The following is a 21159-nucleotide window of genomic DNA, read 5'->3' as shown; positions in this document are numbered from 1 at the left end:
CGCTCAGGGCAGGGCGTCGCTGCCGAACGAGAACTCGAAGCGCGCGCCCTGACCCACGGCGCCTTCGCCGCGGATGTGTCCACCGTGGCGCTCCAGGATGCGGCGCACCGTCGCCAGGCCGATGCCCGAGCCCTCGAATTCGCTGCTGGCGTGCAGCCGGTTGAAGGCCTTGAACAGGCGCTCGGACCGGCCCATGTCGAAGCCCGCGCCGTTGTCCTGCACGAAAAACACCGGGGGCGCCCCCGGCGCGCTGTCGGCCTGGCCGAATTCAATGCGCGCGTCATCGGCGTTGGCCGTGTATTTCCAGGCGTTGCCGATCAGGTTCTCCAGCACGATGTGGGCCAGCCGGGGGTCGCAATTGGCGACCAGGCCACCGGCGACGGTCACCCGGACGTTGCGGGTCGGGTCCCGGTGCAGCTCCGAACGCATCACGTCCTGCGCCAGCTCGCTGAGGTTGGTGTTCATGCGCTGCAAGGTGCCCTGGCTCACCCGGGCCAGGGCCAGCAGGTCGGTGATGAGCCGGTTCATGCGCAGCACCGCGGTGTCCACCCGTTCAAACAGCGTGCGGTCGTCGTCGGTGAGGCGGTCGTGCAGCTGCTCGCGCAGCAGGTGGCTGAAGCCGTCGATCGAGCGCAGCGGTGACTTCAGGTCGTGGGACACCGTGTAGGCGAAGGAGTCCAGCTCGCGGTTGAGGTACTCCAGCTGCGAGGTGCGTTGCCGCACGCGCTGCTCCAGGGAGGCTTGCAGTTTCTCGATCTCTCGGTCGCGCCGCAGCCTCACCAGCTCGGCGTTGCAGCGGCTGACAAAGATGGAAAACAGGGCGCGTTCGTTGCGGGTCAGTTCCATCGGTTGGCGCCAGACCGCCGACAGCAGGCCGATGGCCGAGCCGTCGGCGTCGCGCAGCGCCGCCCCGGCGAAAGCCTGCACCCCGGCGCCCTCGAAGGGCGGCAGCAGGCGCAGGGGCGGGTCCGTGTCCTTCGGGCACAGGAACAGGCCGGTGTGCTCCATGGTCTCGATGAAGACCGTCCGGGCGAGGGGGTGGCGCCGGTGGGGGGCCTGGGCGCCCTGCCACAGCACCGACAAGGTGTCGAGTTGCTGGTGCTCCACCACTTCGCCGATCAACACACCGTCGGCGCCGATGGCACGGGCCAGGTGATCCGCGAGCGAGCGGAAGAAGGCCTCGCCGGTCTCCGCGGACACGCCCTCGGCCACGTTCATCAGCATGGCTTCGCGCTGCTTCTCTTCGGCCACGTTGAGGGTGAATGACAACGCGCAGGCCTCGCCGGCGATGTCGATCAACTCGGACCAGATCCGCACGTCCGCCGCTGCGCCCGACCGGGTGCGCATGCGGGTCTCAAAGGCCACCAGGCGCCCGTTGCGCTGCAGGGTGTTCAGGTAGGCCTGGCGGTCGGCGTCGGACAGCCAGACACCGACTTCCGTCGCGGTCTTGCCCGCGAACTCGTCCTGGGTGTAGCCGAGCACGCGCTCGTTGGCCGGGTTGACCTCGACGAAGCGGCCGTCGGACAGGGTGGTGATGGTCATGCCCAGCGGGCTGCAGTTGAAGGCCTTGGTGAAGCGCTCGCGTGACTGTTCCAGTTCGCGACGAGAGGCCTTTTCCGTGCTGATGTCGATCACCATGGTCATCACCAGGTGCTCGTCGCCGTGTTGCACCACCTCGGCGTACACCATGGCATCGAAGGGCGAACCGTCCTTGCGGCGACCGGTCGCCTGCAGGCCGCTGATCCGCCGGAGCAGGCGAAGCCTGGTTTGAAACGCCAGCAGTTCGTCGGTGTCGGCCCAGAGACCCGGCACGTCCTGGCCGATCAGTTCGTCCCGCGAATACCCAAACAGGTCGAGAAATGCGTCGTTGGCGTCGGTGATGGCCTGCTTCTCGACCGAATGCACCAGACTGGCCACCGGATTGTTGCGAAAGAGCACCCGCACCCGTGCCTCGCTGGCCCGGAGTTCGGCCTCCACCTGTCTGGCCAGCGTGAGCGCCCGGTGCTGTGCCTGAAAGGCCTCCAGCAGGCGCCGGCGTCCCAGGTTCACCGAGATGACCAGGCTGATGAGCACCATGGTCTGCATGAGCCAGACGGCCCAGCCGGTCTTGGTCTGGGGCTGCGGCAGGTGGCCAGCGTTTTCCAGGTAGTTCAGCACCGCCAGCAAGACCACCGCGAGCCCCGCGCTGGTGATCATGGCGCGCCGTGGCAGGAAGGTGCCCGCACCCACGACGGCCGCCAGCATCACCAGCGAGGCCATGCTGCGCACGGTGCCGTGTGCCGCGATCGCGGCCGCGGAACCGATGAGCAGCGTGTAGATCAGGGGGCCGGCCACACGCTGGCGGTGTCCCAGCTGGAACGCCAGCAGCAGCAACCAGGCCACGACCGTCAGCGCGCCGCCGACCATCATCAGGGGCGCGGCCCCGTCCCGCAGGTACACGCCGCCGGTCACGACCGGTGCCGTCACACCGATGCCCACCAGCAGGGCCAGCAGGGAGCGCTCCTGGTAGAGCTGCAGGGTCAGCGGTTGGCCCGGCGCCACCGGGTCTTCGTCGGCCAGGTTCCAGTTCATGCGGCGGCTTCGATCTGGACGGCCTGAACGCATGGGCGTTCCAGCGAGAAACGGAATTCGGCCCCCTGACCCACCTGGGCGGCGCCACTGATGCTGCCCCCGTGCCGTTCGACGATGCGTCGCACCGTGGCCAGGCCAATGCCGGTGCCCTCGAATTCGCTGGGCATGTGCAGCCGCTGGAAGGGTTTGAACAGCTTGTCGGCGTAGGCCATGTTGAAGCCCACGCCGTTGTCGCGCACGAAGAATTCACCCGGGGTGCCGGGCACCCGACCCACCTCGATCAGGGGGTCTGGCTGGTCGCGGGTGTACTTCACGGCATTGCCCAGCAGGTTCTCCAGGGCGATGCGGGCCAGCCGGGCGTCACACGGGCTGAGCAGCCCCGGCTCGATGTGCCAGCGCAGCGGCCGGTCCGGCTGTCGGGCCCGCTCGCCCGTCAACACCTGTTCGGCCATGGCGCTGAGGTCGGTGTGCACCAGTTCCATCTTGCCCTGGCTGACGCGGGCCAGCGCCAGCAGGTCGGCGATCAGCGTGCTCATGCGCTGGGTGGAGGCCAGCACCCGTTCGAACAGCTGTTCCTCGTCGGGTTGCAACCGACCCTCCAGCTGCTCGCCCAGCAGGCGGGTGAACCCGTCGATCGCGCGCAGGGGCGACTTCAGGTCGTGGGACACCGAGTAGGCAAACGAATCGAGCTCGGCGTTGAGCTTCTGCAGCTCGGCGGTTCGCAGGCTCACCCGTTGCTCCAGGGTCGCGTTGAGGTGGTTGATTTCGCGATCCCGCTGCAACCGGACCAGTTCGGCCGTGGCGCGGCTGGCAAAGATCGACATCAGCGCCTGCATTTCGGTGGTCAGGGCGATGGGCTGGCGCCACAAGGCTTTGAGCACGCCGATCGGCATTCCATCTTCGTCGCGCAGCGACTGCCCGACATAGGCCTCGGCCCGCACGCCCACGAGCGGCGCTTCACCTGGAAAGCGTTGTGACAGTCCGTTCTCGTGCACACACAGCGAAGCTTGTGCCAACGTCTGGCTGCAGGGCGAGCCGTCGGCTTCGTAAACGAAGTTGTCGCTGGGTGCCCCGTCCTTCCAGACCGAGAGCGTGTGCACGCGCTGGTCCGCGCGCAGCTCGCCCATGACCACCACGTCGGCGCCCATGGCCAGGGCCATGTGGCGTGTGAGTGCGCCAAAGAAGGCCTTGCCGGTTTCGGCGGTCATGCCCCGGGCCACGCCCAGCAACAGCGCTTCCCGGCGCTTTTCTTCGGAGATGTTGACGGTGCAGGACAGGATGCATTCTTCGCCGTCGATGTCGATGGCGACCGCCCACAGGCGCGTGTCGACGATGGTGCCGTCCCTGTGGCGCATGCGGATGTCGTGGCCGTTGACCCGGCCCTCCCGCCTCAGGCGGGCGACAAAGGCGTCCCGTTCGCGCGCGTCGAGCCAGGCTCCCACGTCCAGGGTGGTCTTGCCGCGCAGATCGGCGGTCTGGTAGCCCTGCACGCGGTCTTCCGTGCGGTTCACCTCCACAAAGGAGCCGTCTGACATGCGGGTGATCGTCATGTTCAGCGGGCTGAAGTTGAAGGCTTTGGAAAAGCGTTCCTCCGACCGCCGCAGCCGCTCCAGCGAGGCGATCTGGGCGCTGACGTCAGCGATGGTGGTGATGATCAGCTTGTCTTGCGGATCGTTGCCCATTTCGCTGGACACGGAGGCGTTGAACGTGCTCCCGTCCGAGCGCAGGCCGATGCAGTCGAAATGCTGGATTTTCCGGTGTTCGATCAGTTGCTGGAGAAACACCGCACGCTGTCCGGGCTCGGCCCAGAGCATGCTGTCATCGTGCCCCAGCACCTGGGCGCTGGTGTAGCCGTAGCAGCGTTCAAACGCGGGGTTGACATCCAGGATCACGCCGTTGCGGGCCGACTGGGCCACCATGGGGCTGGGACTGGTGCGGAAGATGCGGCCAAAGCGCTCCATGCTGCGATCGCGCTCCTGCTCGGTGCGTTTGCGCAACGCCAGCTCATCGGCCTGCTGCTGGTAGGCGGCTCGCGCGCGGGAGCGGCTGTAGAACACCAGCACCGCCACCACCACCAGCACGGCGGAGTGGGTGACCCACACCTTGGTGCCGACATTGAAATTGGGGGTGACCAGCAGACCGCGCTGCTCGGCGAGCGTGATCAGGCCCAGTGACGTGATGCCATACACCACCGAGCCGATGAGCGCCCTTCGTCCGAGAAAAACGCCGGCGCCCGCCACCGCCGCGACGATCACAAAGCCACCGCCGGCCCGCACCGAACCAAAGACCAGGATCTCCAGGCTCGCGGCCGTCATCACACCGAACACCATGAACAGCGATGTCTGGGTGGTGGTGGTGCAGCCACGGCGCAGCAGCCACAGGCTGCCCCAGCCGATGCCGGCGATCGTGGCCGTGACAATCGTCTCCAGCACGCTGTTGCCGGTCAGGTACACCAGCGGCATGAGCACGGTGGCCGTCACGCCGATGAGCAGGGCGATGGCCTGAAGCGTCGCCCTGATGTGGTTGGCCTCGGAGTGGGCGGTGGTGGGCGGCTTGGGGGTGGTCACGTGGAACGCGGTGTGTCAGCAGGGGGTGAGGGCGCTGGCAGCAGAAGAAATACCATCGCGGAACCTCTCACTTTTCGGCTCAAACGGCCAAAACTTGATCCCGTGCGCAGGGCAGGCCCGGCGTGTTGCACCACTCGCTCCAGCTGCCTGGAAACAGCGCGCTCCGGCCCAGGCCCGCGATCTCCATGGCCAAGAGGTTGGGGATGGCGCTCACGCCGCTGCCGCATTGGTGCACCACGGTCGCCGGATCGCGGCCCGCCAGCAGGCGTTCAAACTCGGCGCGCAGCTCCGCGGCGGGTTTGAAGCGGCCGTCGGGGGCCATGTTGTCGATGAACGGCCGGTTGAGTGCCCCCGGAATGTGGCCAGCCACCGGGTCCAGTGGTTCCACCTCGCCGCGAAACCGGGCCGCCGCGCGGGCGTCGATCACGGTGAGATCGGGGTGCCCCAGTCGCCGGGCGAGGTCTTGTGCACCGAGCACGTTCACCAGAGGGGGCTTCAACTCAAAATGCTGCGGGGCCGCGGTGGCAGGCGAGGGCCCGCTGGCCAGCGCCCCCCCGGCGGCCTGCCACGCGGCCAGACCGCCGTCGAGCACCGCCACCGCTTCGTGCCCGCACCACTTGAGCATCCACCACAGGCGGCCACATTGGCTGGCGCCCTGCCGCTCCATGACCACGGCCTGCTGGCCGTTGCGCAGGCCCAGCGCCCGGAGCCGGGCCGCGAAGGTCTCGCGCGAGGGCAGGGGGTGGCGGCCACCGCTGGCGCGGTCGGGGCCGGTCTTGTCGCTCAGGTGGTCGTCGAGGTGGACGTACACGGCGCCCGGGATGTGCTGTGCCTCGAACTGCTGCCGGCCCGAGTCGGGGTTCATGAGGTCGAAGCTGCAGTCCATCACCAGCCAAGGCTGGTCGCTGGTCATCAGCTGCTGGAGGTCGCTCGCGGAAATGAGGGTGCTGTACATGATGGCATTCTCAGCCAGTCTGGCTGAGGTGGCGATCCCACCAAATGACTACACCTCCGGCCAGCCCGCAAGGGCCTCCGGATTCAGTGGTCCTCAGCGGGAGAGTTGGGGATTGCGCGGGCGCGCAACACCGTGGCGGTGATGCCGCTCACGATGATGAGCGCCATGCCGAGCCAGCCCATCAGCGGCAGCTGGTCGCCGAAGATGAGCAGGCTGTAGATGCCCGCGAACACGATGCCCGAGTACTGCAGGTTGGCCACCACCAGGGTCGCACCGCGCGAATAGGCGCGCGTCATGCACAACTGGCCGCCCAGCGCCAGCAGCCCGATGGGCAGCAGCCACAGCGCGGCCGGCCAGGTCCATGGCGTGGCGCCGACAAACACCATGCCCAGCAAACCCGCCAGCACCGCGCCGATGGAAAAATAAAACACCGTGCGGCTTTCGGGTTCGCCCGCGCGGCTGAGCGCGGTCACCTGCAGGTAGGCAAAGGCCGCGAAGATGCCCGACAGCAGCCCGACCAGCGCGCCCAGCACCTGATCCGGGTTCAGGCTCGGCCGGAGCATCATGGCCACGCCGGCAAAGCCCGCCAGCACGGCCATGAACAGCGGGCCCTGCTGCCGCAACGGGGCATCCCGGCCCTGCGTCAGCAGCGCGCCGCCGAGCAGGAAAGTGGCGATCCAGACGCTGCTCATGTAGTTGAGCGTCATGGCCGTGGCCAGGGGCAGCACGGCGATGGCGTAGAACCAGGCGGTCAGCGAAATGGTGCCGACCAGGCTGCGCCAGACGTGCATCATCGGTACCGTGGTGCGCAGCGAAACGCCACGCGCGCGGGTGAATCCATACAGGAAGATCACGCCCACCATGCCCCGGTAGGCGACGATCTCGAAGCTGTTGAAATGCACCGAGGCAAACTTGATGCAGACCCCCATGCTCGCGAAGAACAGCGAGGCGAGCAACATCCAGGCCATGCCTATCCTCCCACGCCGCCTGCGGCGTCACCCCCCAGGGGGCGCCACTGGCGGCCGGGCAAAGCCCGTTCCGCGGTGGCCTGGGGCGAATGCGCGCGGATGATCACGCCGTTCGCATCCTGCCGCGATACCACTCGTGGAAGTGCTGCATGCCGTCTTCCATCGGGCTCTGATACGGGCCGACCTCGTTGTCGCCGCGCGCGAGCAGGGCTTTGCGCCCGGCGTCCATGCGCTCTCCGATCTCGTCGTCCTCGATGCAGGTTTCCATGTAGGCCGCGCGCTGGGCTTCGACGAACTCGCGCTCGAAGACGGCGATGTCCTCGGGGTAGAAGAACTCCACCCGGTTCAGCGTCTGGTTGACACTGATCGGGTGCAGCGTGGAGACGGTGAGCACGTGCGGGTACCACTCCACCATGATGTGCGGGTAGTAGGTGAGCCAGATCGCGCCGTGCTCCGGCGCGGCGCCTTGGCGGTACTGCATCAGCTGCTGGTGCCAGCGCTGGTAGACCGGGCTGCCGGCCTTGCCCAGCAGGTTCTGTGCGCCCACGGTCTGCACCGAATACTCGGGCTTGAATTCCCATCGCAGGTCGTCGCAGGTGACGAAGCCGCCCAGACCTGGGTGGAACGGCACCACGTGGTAGTCCTCCAGATAGACCTCGATGAACGTCTTCCAGTTGTAGTTGCAGGTGTGCAGCTCGACGTGGTCGAGCACCATGCCATCGAAGCTCAGCGCGGCGCGCGGGCCCATGCCGGCGAGGTCGGTCTCGATGTCGCGGCCGTTGTCCTCGAACAGCAGGCCGTTCCACTCGCGCAGCGGGTAGCGCTTCAGATCGAGGCAGGGGTCTTGGGCGAAATGCGGCGCGCCGAGCAGAGAGCCAATGGGGTTGTTGCCGTTCTGGCCACCGCTGTAGGTCCAGCGGTGCAGCGGGCAGACGATGTGACCGCCCGAGTGCCCGCTCTGGGTCCTGTTCAGGTTGCCGCGGCCCTTCAGGATGACGGCCTGGCGGTGGCGGCAGACGTTGGACACCAGCTCCACGCCTCGGGCCGTGCGCACGAGTGCCCGGCCTTCGCCTTCGTGGGGGAGGGCGTAATAGTCGCCGAGCTCGGGCACGGCGTTGGCGTGCCCCACGTAGCGGGGTCCGCGCTGGAAGATCGTTGCCAGTTCCTGCTGGAACAGCGCCTCGTCGAAATAGCTGGAAACCGGAAGTTGGCTTTCGGCCTGCTGGAGTTGAAGACTCAAATCAGACATGAAGGTCTTGACCTAAAGACTCCCCCTATGAAGGGGCAGGGTGAAGCGCGTAGCGAGTGAACGATCGGCGCGGGAAGGGTGGAAGTGCTGCGTCCCTCCGGGCGTTGGAGGCCCGTCAGTTGAGTGAGGAAAAAAGAGCGCGGATTGTACCCCGGGGGGGTGGTCGGGCGCGCCGGTGCGGCGGGGCATGAACACGAGGGATAAAATCCGGCGACGCCGCAGCTGTGTCGCGGCGGTTTGACGGGCCGCCCCCGTGGCCCCTTCCCACCTTTTGCATGACCACTTCCCCCACTGCCAAAACCACCCGTGCCACCAACCGGCCGGCCGCGATCACCGAGGCGGCCGCCAGTTACGAGGCCGCTCTGGAGGAGCTGGAGCAACTGGTGGCGCAGCTCGATGCCGGGCAGCTGCCCCTGGACCAGTTGCTGACCCGCTACCAGCGGGGCGCCGAGTTGCTCGCTTTTTGCCGTGCCCGGCTGGATGCCGTGGAAAACCAGATCAAGGTGCTCGAAAACGGCGAAGCCAAACCCTGGGACGCGGCATGAGCGGATTCGTGGTCTGGCGTTCCGCCCAGCAGGACCGCGTGGAGCAGGCGCTGTCGTCGTGGGTCGCCGCCGACGTACCCGCTGGCCTGGGGCTGGCCATGCGCTACGCCGTGCTCGATGGTGGCAAGCGTTTGCGGCCGCTGCTGGTGCTGGCCGCTGGCGAAGCGGTGCAAGGGGATGGCGCCGCCGCGTTGCGCGCGGCCTGTGCGGTCGAGCTCATCCACGCCTACTCGCTGGTGCACGACGACATGCCCTGCATGGACAACGACGTGTTGCGCCGTGGCAAGCCCACGGTGCATGTGCGGTTTGGCGAGGCCCAGGCCCTGCTGGCCGGCGACGCCCTTCAGGCGCTGGCGTTTGAGTTGCTGGTGCCCGACGACGGTTCGATGCCGCCCGCCCTGTCGGCCGCGCTGTGCCGCCAGCTGGCCCTGGCGGCCGGCGCGACCGGCATGGCCGGTGGCCAGGCGGTGGATCTGGCCAGCGTGGGGCTGTCGCTGGACCAGGCCGCGCTGGAAGCCATGCACCGGCTCAAGACTGGTGCCTTGTTGCAGGCCAGCGTGATGATGGGCGCGGCCACCGCCCAGGTGCAGGCTGGCGTGACCCGTGAGCTGTCGGCTTACGGCGCCAGTCTCGGGCTGGCGTTCCAGGTGGTGGACGACATCCTCGACGTCACCACCGACTCCACCACCCTGGGCAAGACGGCGGGCAAAGACGCCGCCAACGACAAGCCCACGTTTGTGTCTCTGATGGGGCTGCAAAATGCCCAGGCCTACGCCGACGCGTTGCTCGACCAGGCGCACGCGGCCCTGAACCGCAGTGGCCTGGCCCACACCGACACCCTTCACGCCCTGGCCGACTGGGTTGGCCGCCGCACCAGCTGAACCCGCAACCCGCCGCAATGACCACCCCGATCGCCATGAGCAACCTGTTGGCCTCCATCGATTCGCCAGCCGACCTTCGCCGGCTCTCACGCACGCAGCTGCGTCCCTTGGCGGACGAGTTGCGCGACCACGTGCTCCAGAGCGTGTCGCGCACCGGTGGCCACCTGAGTTCCAACCTCGGCACCGTGGAGCTGACGGTGGCGCTGCACTATGTGTTCAACACGCCTGAAGACCGTCTGGTCTGGGACGTGGGCCACCAGACCTACCCGCACAAGATCCTGACCGGGCGTCGCGACCGCATGGGCTCGTTGCGTCAGCTCGGCGGCATCAGCGGCTTCCCACGCCGCGACGAAAGCGAGTACGACACCTTCGGCACCGCCCATTCGTCCACCAGCATTTCGGCGGCGCTGGGCATGGCCATGGCCGCGAAGATCAAGGGCGAGAGCCGCCACTCGGTGGCCATCATCGGCGACGGCGCCATGACCGCCGGCATGGCCTTCGAGGCGCTGAACAACGCGGGCGTGGCCGAGGGGCGGCTCCTCGTGGTCCTCAACGACAACGACATGTCGATCTCGCCGCCGGTCGGTGCGCTCAACCGTTACCTCGCGCAGCTCATGAGCGGCCAGTTCTACGCCGCGGCCAAGAACGTGGGCAAATCGGTGCTCAAGGGCGCACCGCCGCTGTTCGAGCTGGCCAAGCGCCTCGAAGAACACGCCAAGGGCATGGTGGTGCCCGCCACGCTGTTCGAGAAGTTCGGGTTCAACTACGTGGGCCCCATCGACGGCCACGACCTTGATTCGCTGATCCCCACACTGGAGAACATCCGCCATCTGCTGGACCACAACAGCGGGCCGCAGTTCCTGCACGTGGTGACCAAGAAGGGCCAAGGCTACAAGCTGGCCGAGGCCGATCCGGTGGCCTACCACGGCCCGGGCAAGTTCGACCCGGCGGTGGGCCTGGTGAAACCCGCCACTGCGCCCAAGCCGACCTTCACCCAGGTCTTTGGCCAGTGGTTGTGCGACATGGCCGCGGCCGATCCGCTGCTCGTGGGCATCACGCCGGCCATGCGGGAGGGTTCGGGCATGGTGGAGTTTCACCAGCGGTTTCCCGGGCGTTATTTCGATGTCGGCATTGCCGAACAGCACGCTGTCACGTTCGCAGCCGGCCTGGCGTGCGAGGGCATGAAGCCGGTGGTGGCGATCTACTCCACCTTCCTGCAACGGGCCTATGACCAGCTGATCCATGACGTGGCGTTGCAGAACCTGCCGATGGTGTTTGCGCTCGACCGCGCCGGGCTGGTGGGAGCCGACGGCGCCACCCACGCGGGCGCGTATGACATCGCCTACCTGCGTTGCATCCCCAACATGGCCATCGCCTGCCCATCCGATGAGGCCGAGACACGCCAGCTGCTGTCCACGGCCCACGCCCAGAACCATCCCGTGGCCGTGCGTTACCCGCGTGGCTCGGGTGTGGGCGTTGCCGTTCCGGCCAGTCTGGACGGGCTTCCCTATGGAAAAGGCGAGGTTCGCCGCCGGGGGCGCGGCCTGGCGATCCTGGCGTTCGGTACGCTGCTGCACCCCGCGCTCTCCGTGGCGGAAACGCTGGATGCCAGCGTGGCCAACATGCGCTGGGCCAAACCGCTGGATCTGGACCTGTTGCGCGAGATGGCTCGCAACCACCAGGCGCTGGTGACGGTGGAGGAGGGCTGTGTGATGGGCGGGGCCGGCAGTGCCGTGCTCGAAGCCTTGCAGGCAGAGGGGATCAACATGCCCGTGCTCCAGCTGGGCCTGTCGGACGTGTTCACCGAACACGGCGACCCCGCACGCCTGATGGCGGCAGAGGGTCTGGACGCGGCCGGCATCGAACGTTCGATCCGTGCGCGCTTTGCCGATCTCATCGGAACCGGGCTCAAGGCCGCGGCCTGACACGGCCCGTGCCGGTCCGGTGGGCGGATGTGATGTCTTTTCACGCGATCGTTGAAGCCGATTTGATCGGACACCCTGTTGGGCCCCGCAAGCTTGCAGAAGCCTGAACAACCGGGGGCGGAAGCCGGTTTTTCGAGGGAAAACCCCCACCGGTGGGGGGGGGCGCGTTCCTACAATGGCGCGGACTGTGCAAGTCCCCGACCCCCTGTGGGCGGGAGTGAAATACCAACCACGGAGTCATTCAATATGGATCGTCGTTCCCTTATCAAGCACGCAGGCATTGCCGGCGTGCTGGCCGCAGGAGCTGCACCCGCCGTTCATGCGCAGGCCGCCATTCGCTGGCGTCTCGCCTCCAGCTTCCCCAAGGCGCTGGACACCATCTACGGTGGTGCTGAAGAGTTCGCCAAGAAGGTCAATGAAATGACGGGTGGCAAGTTCACCATCTCGGTTCACGCCGGTGGCGAGCTCATGCCCGCGTTCGGCGTGGTCGATGGCGTGCAGGAAGGCACCGTGGAGTGCGCCCACACCGCGCCTTACTACTTCTTCGGCAAGGACGACACCTTTGCCCTGGACTGCGCCATTCCTTTCGGCCTCAACAGCCGCCAGATGACGGCCTGGATGTACGAAGGCAACGGCTTGAAGCTGATGCGCGAGTTCTATGGCGCTTACAACATCGTCAACTTCCCCATGGGCAACACCGGGGCCCAGATGGGCGGCTGGTATCGCAAGGAAATCAAGGGCGTGGCCGACCTCAAAGGCATGAAAATGCGCATTGGTGGTTTCGCTGGCAAGGTGTTCACCCGCATGGGTGGTGTGCCGCAGAACATCCCTGGTGGCGAGATCTACCAGGCGCTGGAAAAAGGCACCATCGACGCCACCGAGTGGATCGGCCCGTACGACGACCAGAAGCTCGGCTTCAACAAGGTTGCCAAGAACTACTACTACCCCGGCTGGTGGGAAGGTGGTCCGCAGCTCACGCTGTATGTCAACAACAAGGCCTTCAACGCCTTGCCCAAGGAGTACCAGGCCATTGTTGAGGCCGCTGCTTCTCACGCCCACGTGGACATGCAGGCCAAGTACGACGGCCGGAACCCAGCAGCGCTCAAACAGCTGGTCGCCGCTGGCGTGAAGGTGCTGCCGTTCCCCAAGGCTGTGATGGACGAGGCCTTCAAGCAGTCCATGTCGCTTTACGCCGAACTCAACGACACCAATCCGAAGTGGAAAAAGGTGTACAGCGACTACGCGGCCTTCCGCAAGGACCAGAATCTCTGGTTCCGTTTCACCGAAGCGCAGTTCGACCGCTACATGCAATCGGCCAAGCTGTAATTCGCCTCCGGTGTCCGGTGAAAAGCCCCGCCACGGCGGGGCTTTTCACTCGGGCACACTGTGTGCGTCCTGGTGGTCGCACATCCCTTCGCCGTGCCGTCATGCGGACCGACAGGGGTTTCCAGCAGACGACAGACCGGCCTGTCGCTGAACATGCACTTGTGTGCGGGGTATTCCATGAAGTTCTTGCTAAGTGTTTCGCGTCTGATTGACGCTGTCAGCGAGCTGATCGGCAAGCTGGCGATGTGGCTGATCCTGGCCGCCACCCTCATCAGCGCCGGCAACGCCATCGTGCGCAAAATTTTCAACGTCAGTTCCAACGGTCTGCTGGAAATCCAGTGGTACCTGTTTGCGGCGGTGTTCATGCTGGGCGCGGGTTTCGCGTTCCTGCGCAACGCCCACGTGCGCATCGACTTCATCTCAAGCAAGTTCAGCGCCCGGGGGCGCAACTGGGTGGACGTGTTCGGCATTCTGGTGTTCCTGTTCCCCCTGTGCTACGTCGTGGGTACGCTGGGTTTCCCGCTGTTCGAGCGCGCCTGGACCACAGGTGAAATGTCGTCCAACTCGGGCGGTCTGATCCGTTGGCCCGTGTATGGCCTGATCCCGCTGGGCTTCACTTTGCTGGCTGCGCAAGGCATCAGTGAGCTGATCAAGCGCTTCGCTTTTTTGACGGGCAACGGCCCCGACGTGCTGGCCCATGAAGGTCCGAGCGACGAAGAACTTCTGGCCCAGCAGCTGCTGGAAGAAGAAGAGCAGGAACGCCTCAAACAAGAACAACAACTCAAGGGAGCGAACTGATCATGGTCGAATTCCTCACCGCCAATTTTGTGCCGCTGATGTTCGGTGGCCTGCTGGTGTTCCTGCTGTCGGGTTTTCCGGTGGCGTTCGCCCTCTCGGCCACCGGCCTGTTCTTCGGTTTCATCGGCATGGAGATCGGGCTTTTCCCCTCCAACCTGTTCCAGGCGCTGCCGCTGCGCGTGTTCGGCATCATGCAGAACGACACGCTGCTGGCCATTCCGTTCTTCACGCTGATGGGCATCATCCTGGAGCGCAGCCGCATGGCCGAAGACCTGCTGGCCACCGTGGCCCAGGTGTTTGGCCCGGTGCGCGGCGGGCTGGCCGTGGCCGTGATCCTGGTCGGCGCGCTGCTGGCCGCCACCACGGGCGTGGTTGCCGCTGCCGTGATTTCCATGGGCCTGATTTCGCTGCCCATCATGCTGCGCTATGGCTACAACCGCACCATCGCCACCGGCACCATCACCGCCTCTGGCACGCTGGCGCAGGCCATTCCGCCGTCGCTGGTGCTGATCGTGCTGGCCGACCAGCTCGGCCGTTCGGTCGGTGACATGTACTCGGGTGGTTTGTTGCCCGGTCTGATGCTGGTGGGCCTGTACCTGCTGTTCATCGCCGGCGTGGCGATTGTCAAGCCCGCCTGGGTGCCTGCACTGCCCGCTGAGGCACGCGTGTACAACGAACCCAACGGCAGCAGTGGCCACCGCTCGCTGCTGGTCTTGCTGCTGATCTGCGCCGCCGCTGGCTACGCCTGGTCGCAGGTGCACCAGTCCATCATCAACCCGATGATCGGACGGGAAATGGATGCGCCAGGCGATGAAATCGTCATCATGTCGCTCACCGTGGCGTCGTTCCTGGCGCTGGCGCTGGCCATCGTCAACAGCTTGTTCAAACTGGGCCTGCTGTCGCGGCTGGCCGGGCAGGTGACCTTTGTGCTGATCCCGCCGCTGGTGCTGATTTTCCTGGTGTTGGGCACCATCTTCCTGGGCATTGCCACCCCCACCGAAGGCGGCGCCATGGGTGCGCTCGGTGCGCTGATCATGGCCGGCTCGCGCAAGCGGTTGAGCTGGCCTCTGCTGACGCAAGCGCTGGAGAACACCACCAAATTGGCGATCTTCGTGCTGTTCATCCTGATCGGTTCCACGGCGTTCAGCTTCACCTTCAACGCCGCCGACGGCCACTTCTGGGTGGAGCACCTGTTTGCCAAGCTGCCGGGCGGTCAGATGGGCTTCCTGATCGTGGTGAACATCCTGGTGTTCATCCTCGGCATGTTCATCGACTTCTTCGAGATCGCGTTCATCGTGATCCCGCTGCTGGCACCCGTGGCCGAGAAGATGGGCATCGACCTGATCTGGTTCGGCATCATCATCGCCATGAACCTGCAGACCTCGTTCCTCACCCCGCCGTTCGGTTTTGCGTTGTTCTACCTGCGCAGCGTGGCAGCCCGCAACGATTACACCGATCACGTGACCAAGCAGCGCATTCCGGCGGTGACCACCGCGCAGATCTACAAAGGCTCGATTGCCTTCATCATCCTGCAGCTCATCATGGTGGCCGTGGTCGTGCTCAACCCGGGCTTGGTGACCGGCAGCCTCGAGAAAGCCACGGTGGTGGACGACGCTTCGGTGACCGACATGCTCAACAACATGCAGGACCTGCAACAGGAAGAAGCCGATCCGTCGGCCGAGGGTGCAGCCGCGCCCGAAGGTGAGTCCCAGGACGGCATGCCGGCGCCCGAGAACGAAGAAGAAGCCGATCCGGCCAAAGCGCTGGAAGAAGCGGTCAAGAAAGCCGAATAGATGCAGATTGACGTGAAAGTGCTGGACCCGCGCATGGCTGGCCAGCTTCCCGCATACGCCACCAGCGGCAGCGCCGGCCTGGACCTGCGCGCCTGCCTGGACGCTCCGCTGACGCTGGCGCCCAACGCCTGGCAATTGGTGCCCACGGGTCTGGCCATCCACCTGGCCGACCCGGGCTACGCCGCCATGATCCTGCCGCGCTCGGGACTGGGCCACAAACATGGCATCGTGCTCGGCAACTTGGTGGGCCTGATCGACAGCGACTACCAGGGCCAGCTCATGGTGAGCGCCTGGAATCGCAGTGATGTGGCCTTCACCATCGAGCCCATGGAGCGCATAGCGCAAATGGTGATCGTGCCGGTGGTGCAGGCGCGCTTCAATGTGGTGGACGAGTTCGTTGCGGCCAGCGAGCGCGGGGCGGGCGGGTACGGCTCCACGGGGCGAGGCTGAACCGCCATTCACCCGTCATTCCCAAAAGACAAAGGCTGCATTCGCAGCCTTTGTTCTTTCTGACGAGGAGTCAGTCAGACGTCAGTGCAGGGTGGGCGAAGCCACACTGGGGTCACCAGCGCCGTCGTCCCCATCAACCTGCATGCTGAAGAATCCGGTGCCCAGCGAGCCCTTGCCGATTTCACTGACGGTGGCTTCGCGCACCGCGTGCACCTTGAGTTTGATGCGCAGGGCGATGCCAGCCAGCGGGTGGTTGCCGTCCATGACCACGTGGTCCGGGTAGATGTCGCTCACGAAATAGAGGCGATCGCGCGGCGCGCTGGCACTGCAGCCCTCGGGCAGGCCTTCGAAACCCATGCCTTCTTCGATGTTCTCCGGGAACAGGTGGCGCGGCTCCAGAAAGAGCAGGCGATCGTCGTAGTCGCCAAAGGCGTCCTGGGGTTCGATCTGCAGTTCCAGGGTGTCCCCAGCCTCGTACCCTTGCAGAGCCCTTTCCAGGCTGGCCAGCAGGTCACTGCCGCCCACCAGGAACTCGACCGGTTCATCCAGCGTGTCCAGTTCTTCGCCCAGGGTGTCTTTGAGCGCCCAGGTCAGTGCCACGACGCATTGTTCGGTGATTTTCATCGGACAATTGTCCCATGACACAAGCCACCCTTTCCAGCGCCGCCACCTCTCCCGTCGACCAACCCAGCCAGATGCTTGGGGGACTGACGCAGGCGCAGTTCATGCGCCGCCACTGGCAAAAAAAACCCCTGCTGATCCGCAATGCCTTTCCGGGGTTTGAGCCACTGCTGAGCCGCCAGCAGTTGTTCGAGATGGCCGCGGACGAGGCGGTGGAGTCGCGGCTGATCGTGCACAAACCCAAAGGCTGGGCGCTCAAACACGGGCCGTTCGGTTCGCGGGCCTTTCCTCCGCTGAAGCAACCCCGCTGGTCGCTGCTCGTGCAGGGCGTGGACCTGCATCTGAACGCGGCTCATGAGCTGCTTCAGCGCTTTCGTTTTGTGCCGGACGCACGGCTCGATGACCTGATGATCTCCTGGGCCAGCGACGGCGGGGGCGTGGGCCCGCACTTCGACAGCTACGATGTTTTCCTGCTCCAGGCGAGCGGTCAGCGCCTCTGGCGCATCGGCCGGCAGAAAGACCTGTCACTGGAGCCAGGGGTTCCGCTGAAAATTCTCAGCCACTTTGAGCCCGAGGAAGAGCACCTGCTCAACCCGGGCGACATGCTGTATCTGCCGCCGCGCTGGGCGCACGACGGTATCGCGGTGGGCGATCACTGCATGACGTACTCGGCCGGATTTCGTGTACCGCAGCGCGGGGGACTGGCGGGTGAACTTTTGCAGCGCATGGCCGAAGAATGGGATGACGCCACGCTGTATCGCGATCCCGACCAGCCGGCCACTGCAACCCCGGCAGCCATGCCCGTCTCTCTGGAAGCCTTCGCCGCCGACGGGCTGCAGCGATTGCTGGCCGATCGCGCGTCGCTGGCCTGTGCGCTGGGCGAGGTGATGACCGAGCCCAAGCCCCGGGTCTGGTTTGACGAACCACTGACCGAGTGGTCGCCATCGGCCGTGGTGCTGGACCGGCGCACCCGCATGATGTACGACGACCGCCATATCTTCATCAACGGCGAAAGCTTCCGTGCGGGTGGGGCGGATGCACGCCTGATGCGCACGCTGGCTGACCAGCGGCGACTGGGCCTGGCACGGGTTCAGCGCGCAAGCGAAGGCGCCAGCGCGCTGCTGCAGGACTGGTTTGAGGCGGGGTGGCTGCACCCCCAATCCGAGGCCTGAATCGAAAGGACCGAAGCGATGGAACCCGAACAAGGTGCGAATGAACCGGTTGCGCTGCCCGTAGGGCGCTTGCAAGGTCGCCAGGCGTTTGTCGATCTGGTGCGCCAGGCCCTGGCCTGTGCCGCGCGAGAGCGGTGGGCGCACATCGTGCTCAGCGACCCTGATTTCGCCGATTGGCCTTTGGGCGAGCGTGCCGTGGTGGAGTCGCTTCAGGCCTGGGCCGGTCGGGGTCGGCACATCCGGTTCATGGCCCGGGATTTCGGTCGTCTGCGCGAAGAGCATCCCCGTCTGGTGCAGTGGCGGACCACCTGGGCCCATCTGGTCGAGGCCCATGCCTGCCGCGCGTTGTCGGGTGTTGACGTCCCCAGTGCGATCTGGTCGCCGGGCTGGACCATGGAGCGTCTCGACATCGATCGTTGCACCGTGGTGGCCAGCACCGAATCCGAGCGCCGAACGCAGTTGCACGAGCGATTGCAGGCTTGCTGGCAGCAGGGCAGCCCGTCGTTTGCGGCAACGACTCTGGGACTGTGACCAAAGGGTGACGGATTGTTTTTTTGCAACAGTCTTTGTCAACAAAAGAAAAAGTGGACAAGGGTAAATACGGATGGTTGATTGAAAGGTATCATCTCTTCCCAGTCTGCAGAGTGTCTACCAGCGCTCGCGCAGCAGGGTCAACCAAGCCCGGATCAAAGATTCGGGTTTTTTTATGGTTGATTCAAGATCACTTTGTTCATCCATCCTGAGGAATCACCATGAAAAAGACCGTCCTGCTCGCCTCCCTGCTCGCCGCCATCGCCCTGACCGCCTGCGGCAAGAAAGAAGAAGCGCCTGTTGCTGCCCCTGCTGCTGCCGTTGAAGCGGCCAAGGATGCTGCTGGTGCCGCTGCCGACGCCGCCAAGGATGCTGGCGCCGCTGCCGCCGACGCCGGTGCTGCCGCTGGTGCCGCTGCCGGTGCCGTCGCCGCTGGTGCTGCTGACGCCGCCGCCGGTGCTGCCAAAGATGCTGCCGGTGCCGCCCAGGACGCCGCTGCCACCGCCACCGACGCAGCCAAGGAAGCCGCTGACAAGGCTGCCGAAGCCGCCAAGGCCGCTGCCAAGCCTGCCCAGTAATTCGGGTGTCGGGCTTCGGCCCGAGCATGAAAAAAGCCGCTGTTCACACTGCGGCTTTTTTTTGTCTCAACGCAAACCGCTGATTCAAGCGGGACGGCCAGAGCGTGTGGCCGCCCTTTGTCGTCTATTTGATGTCGTTGGCCAGCAGTTGCACGATGCGCTGCGCGTCGGCCGAACCGTCGGGTTGTCCTTGTGCATTGAGCACCGACACGGTGGTGGTCGTGCCACTGCTGCGCACAGCGATGCGGTATTGCGCCGGTTTGGCCTGTGGCTCGCTGCTGCCGAACAAGCGACCGAAAAAGCCGGGCTTGGTTCCATCGGTGGTGGCCAGGGGCACGTAGCGAACGAAGTACATGCCCTGGGTGCGGTCACGGTCTTCCACGGTGAATCCGGTGCGGTCGAGCGACAGCCCGACGCGACGCCAGGCTCGGTCGAAGTCGTCTTCCAGTTGCAGGACGGGCAAGTTGTTGACGGTGGTCACGCGGGAGGTCGTTTGCGTGGGGGCTGCTGCCACCACGGCCTTGGCCTGGGCTTCATCCACGCCCAGCTTGATCATCAGGCGACGCAGGAATTCGGTTTCCAGCTCCACATCGGCGGGACGGGGCTGCCAGACCGTCTGGTCCTTTCTGGCATCGGTGTAGACCTCGATCATGCCTCGGTGGCTGATGTACACCTCGGTGCCACCGGCGGCGTTGCGCTCCAGCCGGGTGCGGAACTTGTCGCGCTCACCGGTCGAGTACAGGCTGTCAAAGACCTTGCCAAGGGTGGAGCGGATCACGTCCTGCGGCAGCTTGGCGCGGTTCTCGGCCCAGTCGGTTTCCATCACGCCCAGGTTCTCCTGACTCAGGGTGAGCACGAATCCGTTTTCCTGCCAGAAGTCCTTGACAGGTGCCCAGACCTTGTCGGCAGGGCGGTCGATGACGAGCCAGCGCAGATTGCCGGCCCGCTCGATGCGCACGTCGCCCACCTTGCTGACGGCCGTGTCGCTGGCGCCAGTGGCTACGGCGGGCTGCGCGGTCTGGTAGCCGCTCGCCGTCACCACCGAGCCGGGCACCTGGTAACGTGCGTCACGGCTGAGCTGGGTCAGATCGGGTGGCACGTCGAGCGTGTTGCCCTGGCGCGCACTCTTGTAGTCGATTTTGTCCTCCTGCAGCACGGAGCAGCCCGTGGCCAGCACGGCGGCCAGGGTCACCACCCCGAGGCGGGCCCGAGGCGCACGCCGAAGGCTGTTGGAAGAAGATGACATGGGGCGGGTTGGGGTGTGCATAGGGGGCTCGGTGTCTTCAGAAGGAAAGGGCCGCAGCTCAGTTGATCAGGCCGCTGCTTTTGAGCGCGGCCTCGACCAGGGGTTCCAGCGAACGGGTCATGGGTGTGAGCGGCAGGCGCATGGTCTCGGCGCACAGGCCCATGCGGGCCATGGCCCATTTCAGCGGTATCGGATTGGCTTCGACGAACAGATTCTTGTGCACCGGCATCAGGCGGAACTGGATGTCCATCGCCTGGCGGACGTCGCCGGAAAGAGCCGCCACGCAGAGTTCGTGCATCAGTCGCGGCGCTATGTTGGCGGTCACGCTGATGTTGCCCTGACCGCCACACAGCATGAGCGCCACCGCGGTCGGGTCGTCACCGGAGTAGATGGCAAAGCCCTCGGGTGCTTCGCGGATCAGCCACTGCGCGCGTTCGATGTTGCCGGTGGCTTCCTTGATGCCGACGATGCCGGGCACGGTGGCCAGGCGCAGCGCGGTCTCCACCGACATGTCGGCCACGCTGCGGCCGGGCACGTTGTAGAGCACCACGGGCAGGTCGCCGGTGGCTTCGGCGATGGCCTTGAAGTGCTGGTACTGGCCTTCTTGCGTGGGCTTGTTGTAGTAGGGCACGACCTGCAGCTGGCAGTCGGCGCCGACCTGTCGGGCAAACCTGGCGAGCTCGATGGCTTCGGCGGTCGAATTGGCGCCGCAGCCGGCCATGATGGGCACGCGCTTGGCCGCTTGCTCCACCGACACGCGGATGATCTCGCAATGCTCTTCCACCGACACCGTGGGGGACTCGCCCGTGGTGCCGACCACGCCGATGCAGTCGGTGCCTTCGGCGATGTGCCAGTCGATCAGCTTGCGCAGGGTGGGGTAGTCCACGCTGCCATCGGGGAGGAACGGGGTGACGAGGGCAACGATGCTGCCGGTGATGGGTTTCATGTTCTCTGTCTCGGTACAGGGGGCGCCGTGTCGAGGC

General features: G+C 65.7%; 18 protein-coding genes. 10 read left to right on the top strand and 8 right to left on the bottom strand.

Translation table 11 applies throughout. From position 1 onward, the window contains the following. Nucleotides 1–3: 3 nt before the first annotated feature. The 5 genes from IM738_RS11360 to IM738_RS11340 all read right to left on the bottom strand — a co-directional run bounded on the left by IM738_RS11360 (nt 4) and on the right by IM738_RS11340 (nt 8310). Nucleotides 4–2571, bottom strand: coding sequence for a PAS domain S-box protein (locus tag IM738_RS11360; RefSeq protein ID WP_236965963.1), 2568 nt, complete (start codon nt 2569–2571; stop codon nt 4–6). Further along, nucleotides 2568–5138, bottom strand: a complete 2571-nt coding sequence (locus tag IM738_RS11355) for a PAS domain S-box protein (RefSeq protein ID WP_236965962.1) — start codon at nt 5136–5138, stop codon at nt 2568–2570. The genes IM738_RS11360 and IM738_RS11355 overlap by 4 nt, the downstream gene beginning before the upstream one ends. 79 nt (nt 5139–5217) lie before the next feature. Then, on the bottom strand, nt 5218–6093 hold the full coding sequence (locus IM738_RS11350) for a sulfurtransferase (protein WP_236965961.1): 876 nt from the start codon (nt 6091–6093) through the stop codon (nt 5218–5220). An 83-nt stretch (nt 6094–6176) separates the two neighbouring features. Continuing rightward, nucleotides 6177–7067 carry a DMT family transporter gene (locus tag IM738_RS11345; RefSeq protein WP_236966301.1) on the bottom strand — a complete coding sequence of 297 codons (891 nt, stop codon included), beginning with the start codon at nt 7065–7067 and terminating at the stop codon, nt 6177–6179. 97 nt (nt 7068–7164) lie between these two features. Next, nucleotides 7165–8310: an aromatic ring-hydroxylating oxygenase subunit alpha gene (locus IM738_RS11340; RefSeq protein ID WP_236965960.1), complete on the bottom strand. Its 1146-nt coding sequence runs from the start codon at nt 8308–8310 to the stop codon at nt 7165–7167. Nucleotides 8311–8585: 275 nt separating this feature from the next. Here IM738_RS11340 and xseB point away from each other — a divergent pair, with 275 nt between their 5' ends. The 7 genes from xseB (at nt 8586) to dut (ending at nt 16028) form a co-directional block, all read left to right on the top strand. Beyond that, a complete protein-coding gene (xseB, locus tag IM738_RS11335) occupies nt 8586–8855 on the top strand; it encodes an exodeoxyribonuclease VII small subunit (protein WP_236965959.1) in 270 nt (89 codons plus the stop codon). Then, nucleotides 8852–9736 (top strand): polyprenyl synthetase family protein, encoded by an 885-nt coding sequence (locus IM738_RS11330; RefSeq protein ID WP_236965958.1) that lies wholly within the window; start codon nt 8852–8854, stop codon nt 9734–9736. The genes xseB and IM738_RS11330 overlap by 4 nt, the downstream gene beginning before the upstream one ends. Nucleotides 9737–9771: 35 nt before the next feature. Continuing rightward, entirely contained in the window at nt 9772–11661 is a 1890-nt protein-coding gene (gene dxs / locus IM738_RS11325; RefSeq protein WP_236966300.1) for a 1-deoxy-D-xylulose-5-phosphate synthase, read from the top strand. Between the two features lie 246 nt (nt 11662–11907). Then, nucleotides 11908–12987 (top strand): TRAP transporter substrate-binding protein, encoded by a 1080-nt coding sequence (locus IM738_RS11320; protein WP_236965957.1) that lies wholly within the window; start codon nt 11908–11910, stop codon nt 12985–12987. A 177-nt stretch (nt 12988–13164) separates the two neighbouring features. Next, nucleotides 13165–13785, top strand: coding sequence for a TRAP transporter small permease subunit (locus IM738_RS11315; RefSeq protein WP_236965956.1), 621 nt, complete (start codon nt 13165–13167; stop codon nt 13783–13785). A 2-nt stretch (nt 13786–13787) separates the two neighbouring features. After that, nucleotides 13788–15578 carry a TRAP transporter large permease gene (locus IM738_RS11310; protein ID WP_236965955.1) on the top strand — a complete coding sequence of 597 codons (1791 nt, stop codon included), beginning with the start codon at nt 13788–13790 and terminating at the stop codon, nt 15576–15578. After that, the gene (gene dut / locus IM738_RS11305; RefSeq protein ID WP_236965954.1) at nt 15579–16028 is read left to right on the top strand and encodes a dUTP diphosphatase; all 450 of its coding nucleotides are present in this window, start codon (nt 15579–15581) and stop codon (nt 16026–16028) included. It abuts the gene before it with no gap. An 81-nt stretch (nt 16029–16109) separates the two neighbouring features. Here the strand turns inward: dut and IM738_RS11300 are convergent, their stop codons facing one another. Continuing rightward, nucleotides 16110–16652: an FKBP-type peptidyl-prolyl cis-trans isomerase gene (locus tag IM738_RS11300; protein ID WP_236965953.1), complete on the bottom strand. Its 543-nt coding sequence runs from the start codon at nt 16650–16652 to the stop codon at nt 16110–16112. Nucleotides 16653–16666: 14 nt separating this feature from the next. On the opposite strand from IM738_RS11300, the gene IM738_RS11295 reads away from it, so the two are divergent. From IM738_RS11295 to IM738_RS11285, 3 genes are all read left to right on the top strand, one after another. Then, nucleotides 16667–17821: a JmjC domain-containing protein gene (locus IM738_RS11295; RefSeq protein WP_236965952.1), complete on the top strand. Its 1155-nt coding sequence runs from the start codon at nt 16667–16669 to the stop codon at nt 17819–17821. An 18-nt stretch (nt 17822–17839) separates the two neighbouring features. Next, nucleotides 17840–18352, top strand: a complete 513-nt coding sequence (locus IM738_RS11290; protein ID WP_236965951.1) for a hypothetical protein — start codon at nt 17840–17842, stop codon at nt 18350–18352. A 221-nt stretch (nt 18353–18573) separates the two neighbouring features. Further along, entirely contained in the window at nt 18574–18930 is a 357-nt protein-coding gene (locus tag IM738_RS11285; protein ID WP_236965950.1) for a hypothetical protein, read from the top strand. Between the two features lie 124 nt (nt 18931–19054). Here IM738_RS11285 and bamC read toward each other — a convergent pair whose 3' ends face one another. Together bamC and dapA are read right to left on the bottom strand one after the other, a co-directional pair. Beyond that, nucleotides 19055–20176 (bottom strand): outer membrane protein assembly factor BamC, encoded by a 1122-nt coding sequence (bamC, locus tag IM738_RS11280; protein ID WP_236965949.1) that lies wholly within the window; start codon nt 20174–20176, stop codon nt 19055–19057. A gap of 58 nt (nt 20177–20234) precedes the next feature. Beyond that, nucleotides 20235–21122, bottom strand: coding sequence for a 4-hydroxy-tetrahydrodipicolinate synthase (gene dapA, locus IM738_RS11275; RefSeq protein ID WP_236965948.1), 888 nt, complete (start codon nt 21120–21122; stop codon nt 20235–20237). Nucleotides 21123–21159: the final 37 nt, after the last annotated feature.

This window comes from Hydrogenophaga sp. SL48 (assembly GCF_021729865.1).
Classification (GTDB): domain Bacteria; phylum Pseudomonadota; class Gammaproteobacteria; order Burkholderiales; family Burkholderiaceae_C; genus Hydrogenophaga.
This window is presented reverse-complemented; position numbering and strand designations above follow the sequence as displayed.

What these genes read in the sequence shown, in the direction of transcription:
- IM738_RS11360 (WP_236965963.1), bottom strand. Translation starts at nt 2,571, where the DNA reads ATGAACTGGAACCTGGCCGACGAAGACCCGGTGGCGCCGGGCCAACCG.
- IM738_RS11350 (WP_236965961.1), bottom strand. Translation starts at nt 6,093, where the DNA reads ATGTACAGCACCCTCATTTCCGCGAGCGACCTCCAGCAGCTGATGACC.
- IM738_RS11340 (WP_236965960.1), bottom strand. Translation starts at nt 8,310, where the DNA reads ATGTCTGATTTGAGTCTTCAACTCCAGCAGGCCGAAAGCCAACTTCCG.
- xseB (WP_236965959.1), top strand. Translation starts at nt 8,586, where the DNA reads ATGACCACTTCCCCCACTGCCAAAACCACCCGTGCCACCAACCGGCCG.
- IM738_RS11330 (WP_236965958.1), top strand. Translation starts at nt 8,852, where the DNA reads ATGAGCGGATTCGTGGTCTGGCGTTCCGCCCAGCAGGACCGCGTGGAG.
- dxs (WP_236966300.1), top strand. Translation starts at nt 9,772, where the DNA reads ATGAGCAACCTGTTGGCCTCCATCGATTCGCCAGCCGACCTTCGCCGG.
- IM738_RS11320 (WP_236965957.1), top strand. Translation starts at nt 11,908, where the DNA reads ATGGATCGTCGTTCCCTTATCAAGCACGCAGGCATTGCCGGCGTGCTG.
- IM738_RS11315 (WP_236965956.1), top strand. Translation starts at nt 13,165, where the DNA reads ATGAAGTTCTTGCTAAGTGTTTCGCGTCTGATTGACGCTGTCAGCGAG.
- IM738_RS11310 (WP_236965955.1), top strand. Translation starts at nt 13,788, where the DNA reads ATGGTCGAATTCCTCACCGCCAATTTTGTGCCGCTGATGTTCGGTGGC.
- dut (WP_236965954.1), top strand. Translation starts at nt 15,579, where the DNA reads ATGCAGATTGACGTGAAAGTGCTGGACCCGCGCATGGCTGGCCAGCTT.
- IM738_RS11300 (WP_236965953.1), bottom strand. Translation starts at nt 16,652, where the DNA reads ATGAAAATCACCGAACAATGCGTCGTGGCACTGACCTGGGCGCTCAAA.
- IM738_RS11295 (WP_236965952.1), top strand. Translation starts at nt 16,667, where the DNA reads ATGACACAAGCCACCCTTTCCAGCGCCGCCACCTCTCCCGTCGACCAA.
- IM738_RS11290 (WP_236965951.1), top strand. Translation starts at nt 17,840, where the DNA reads ATGGAACCCGAACAAGGTGCGAATGAACCGGTTGCGCTGCCCGTAGGG.
- IM738_RS11285 (WP_236965950.1), top strand. Translation starts at nt 18,574, where the DNA reads ATGAAAAAGACCGTCCTGCTCGCCTCCCTGCTCGCCGCCATCGCCCTG.
- bamC (WP_236965949.1), bottom strand. Translation starts at nt 20,176, where the DNA reads ATGTCATCTTCTTCCAACAGCCTTCGGCGTGCGCCTCGGGCCCGCCTC.
- dapA (WP_236965948.1), bottom strand. Translation starts at nt 21,122, where the DNA reads ATGAAACCCATCACCGGCAGCATCGTTGCCCTCGTCACCCCGTTCCTC.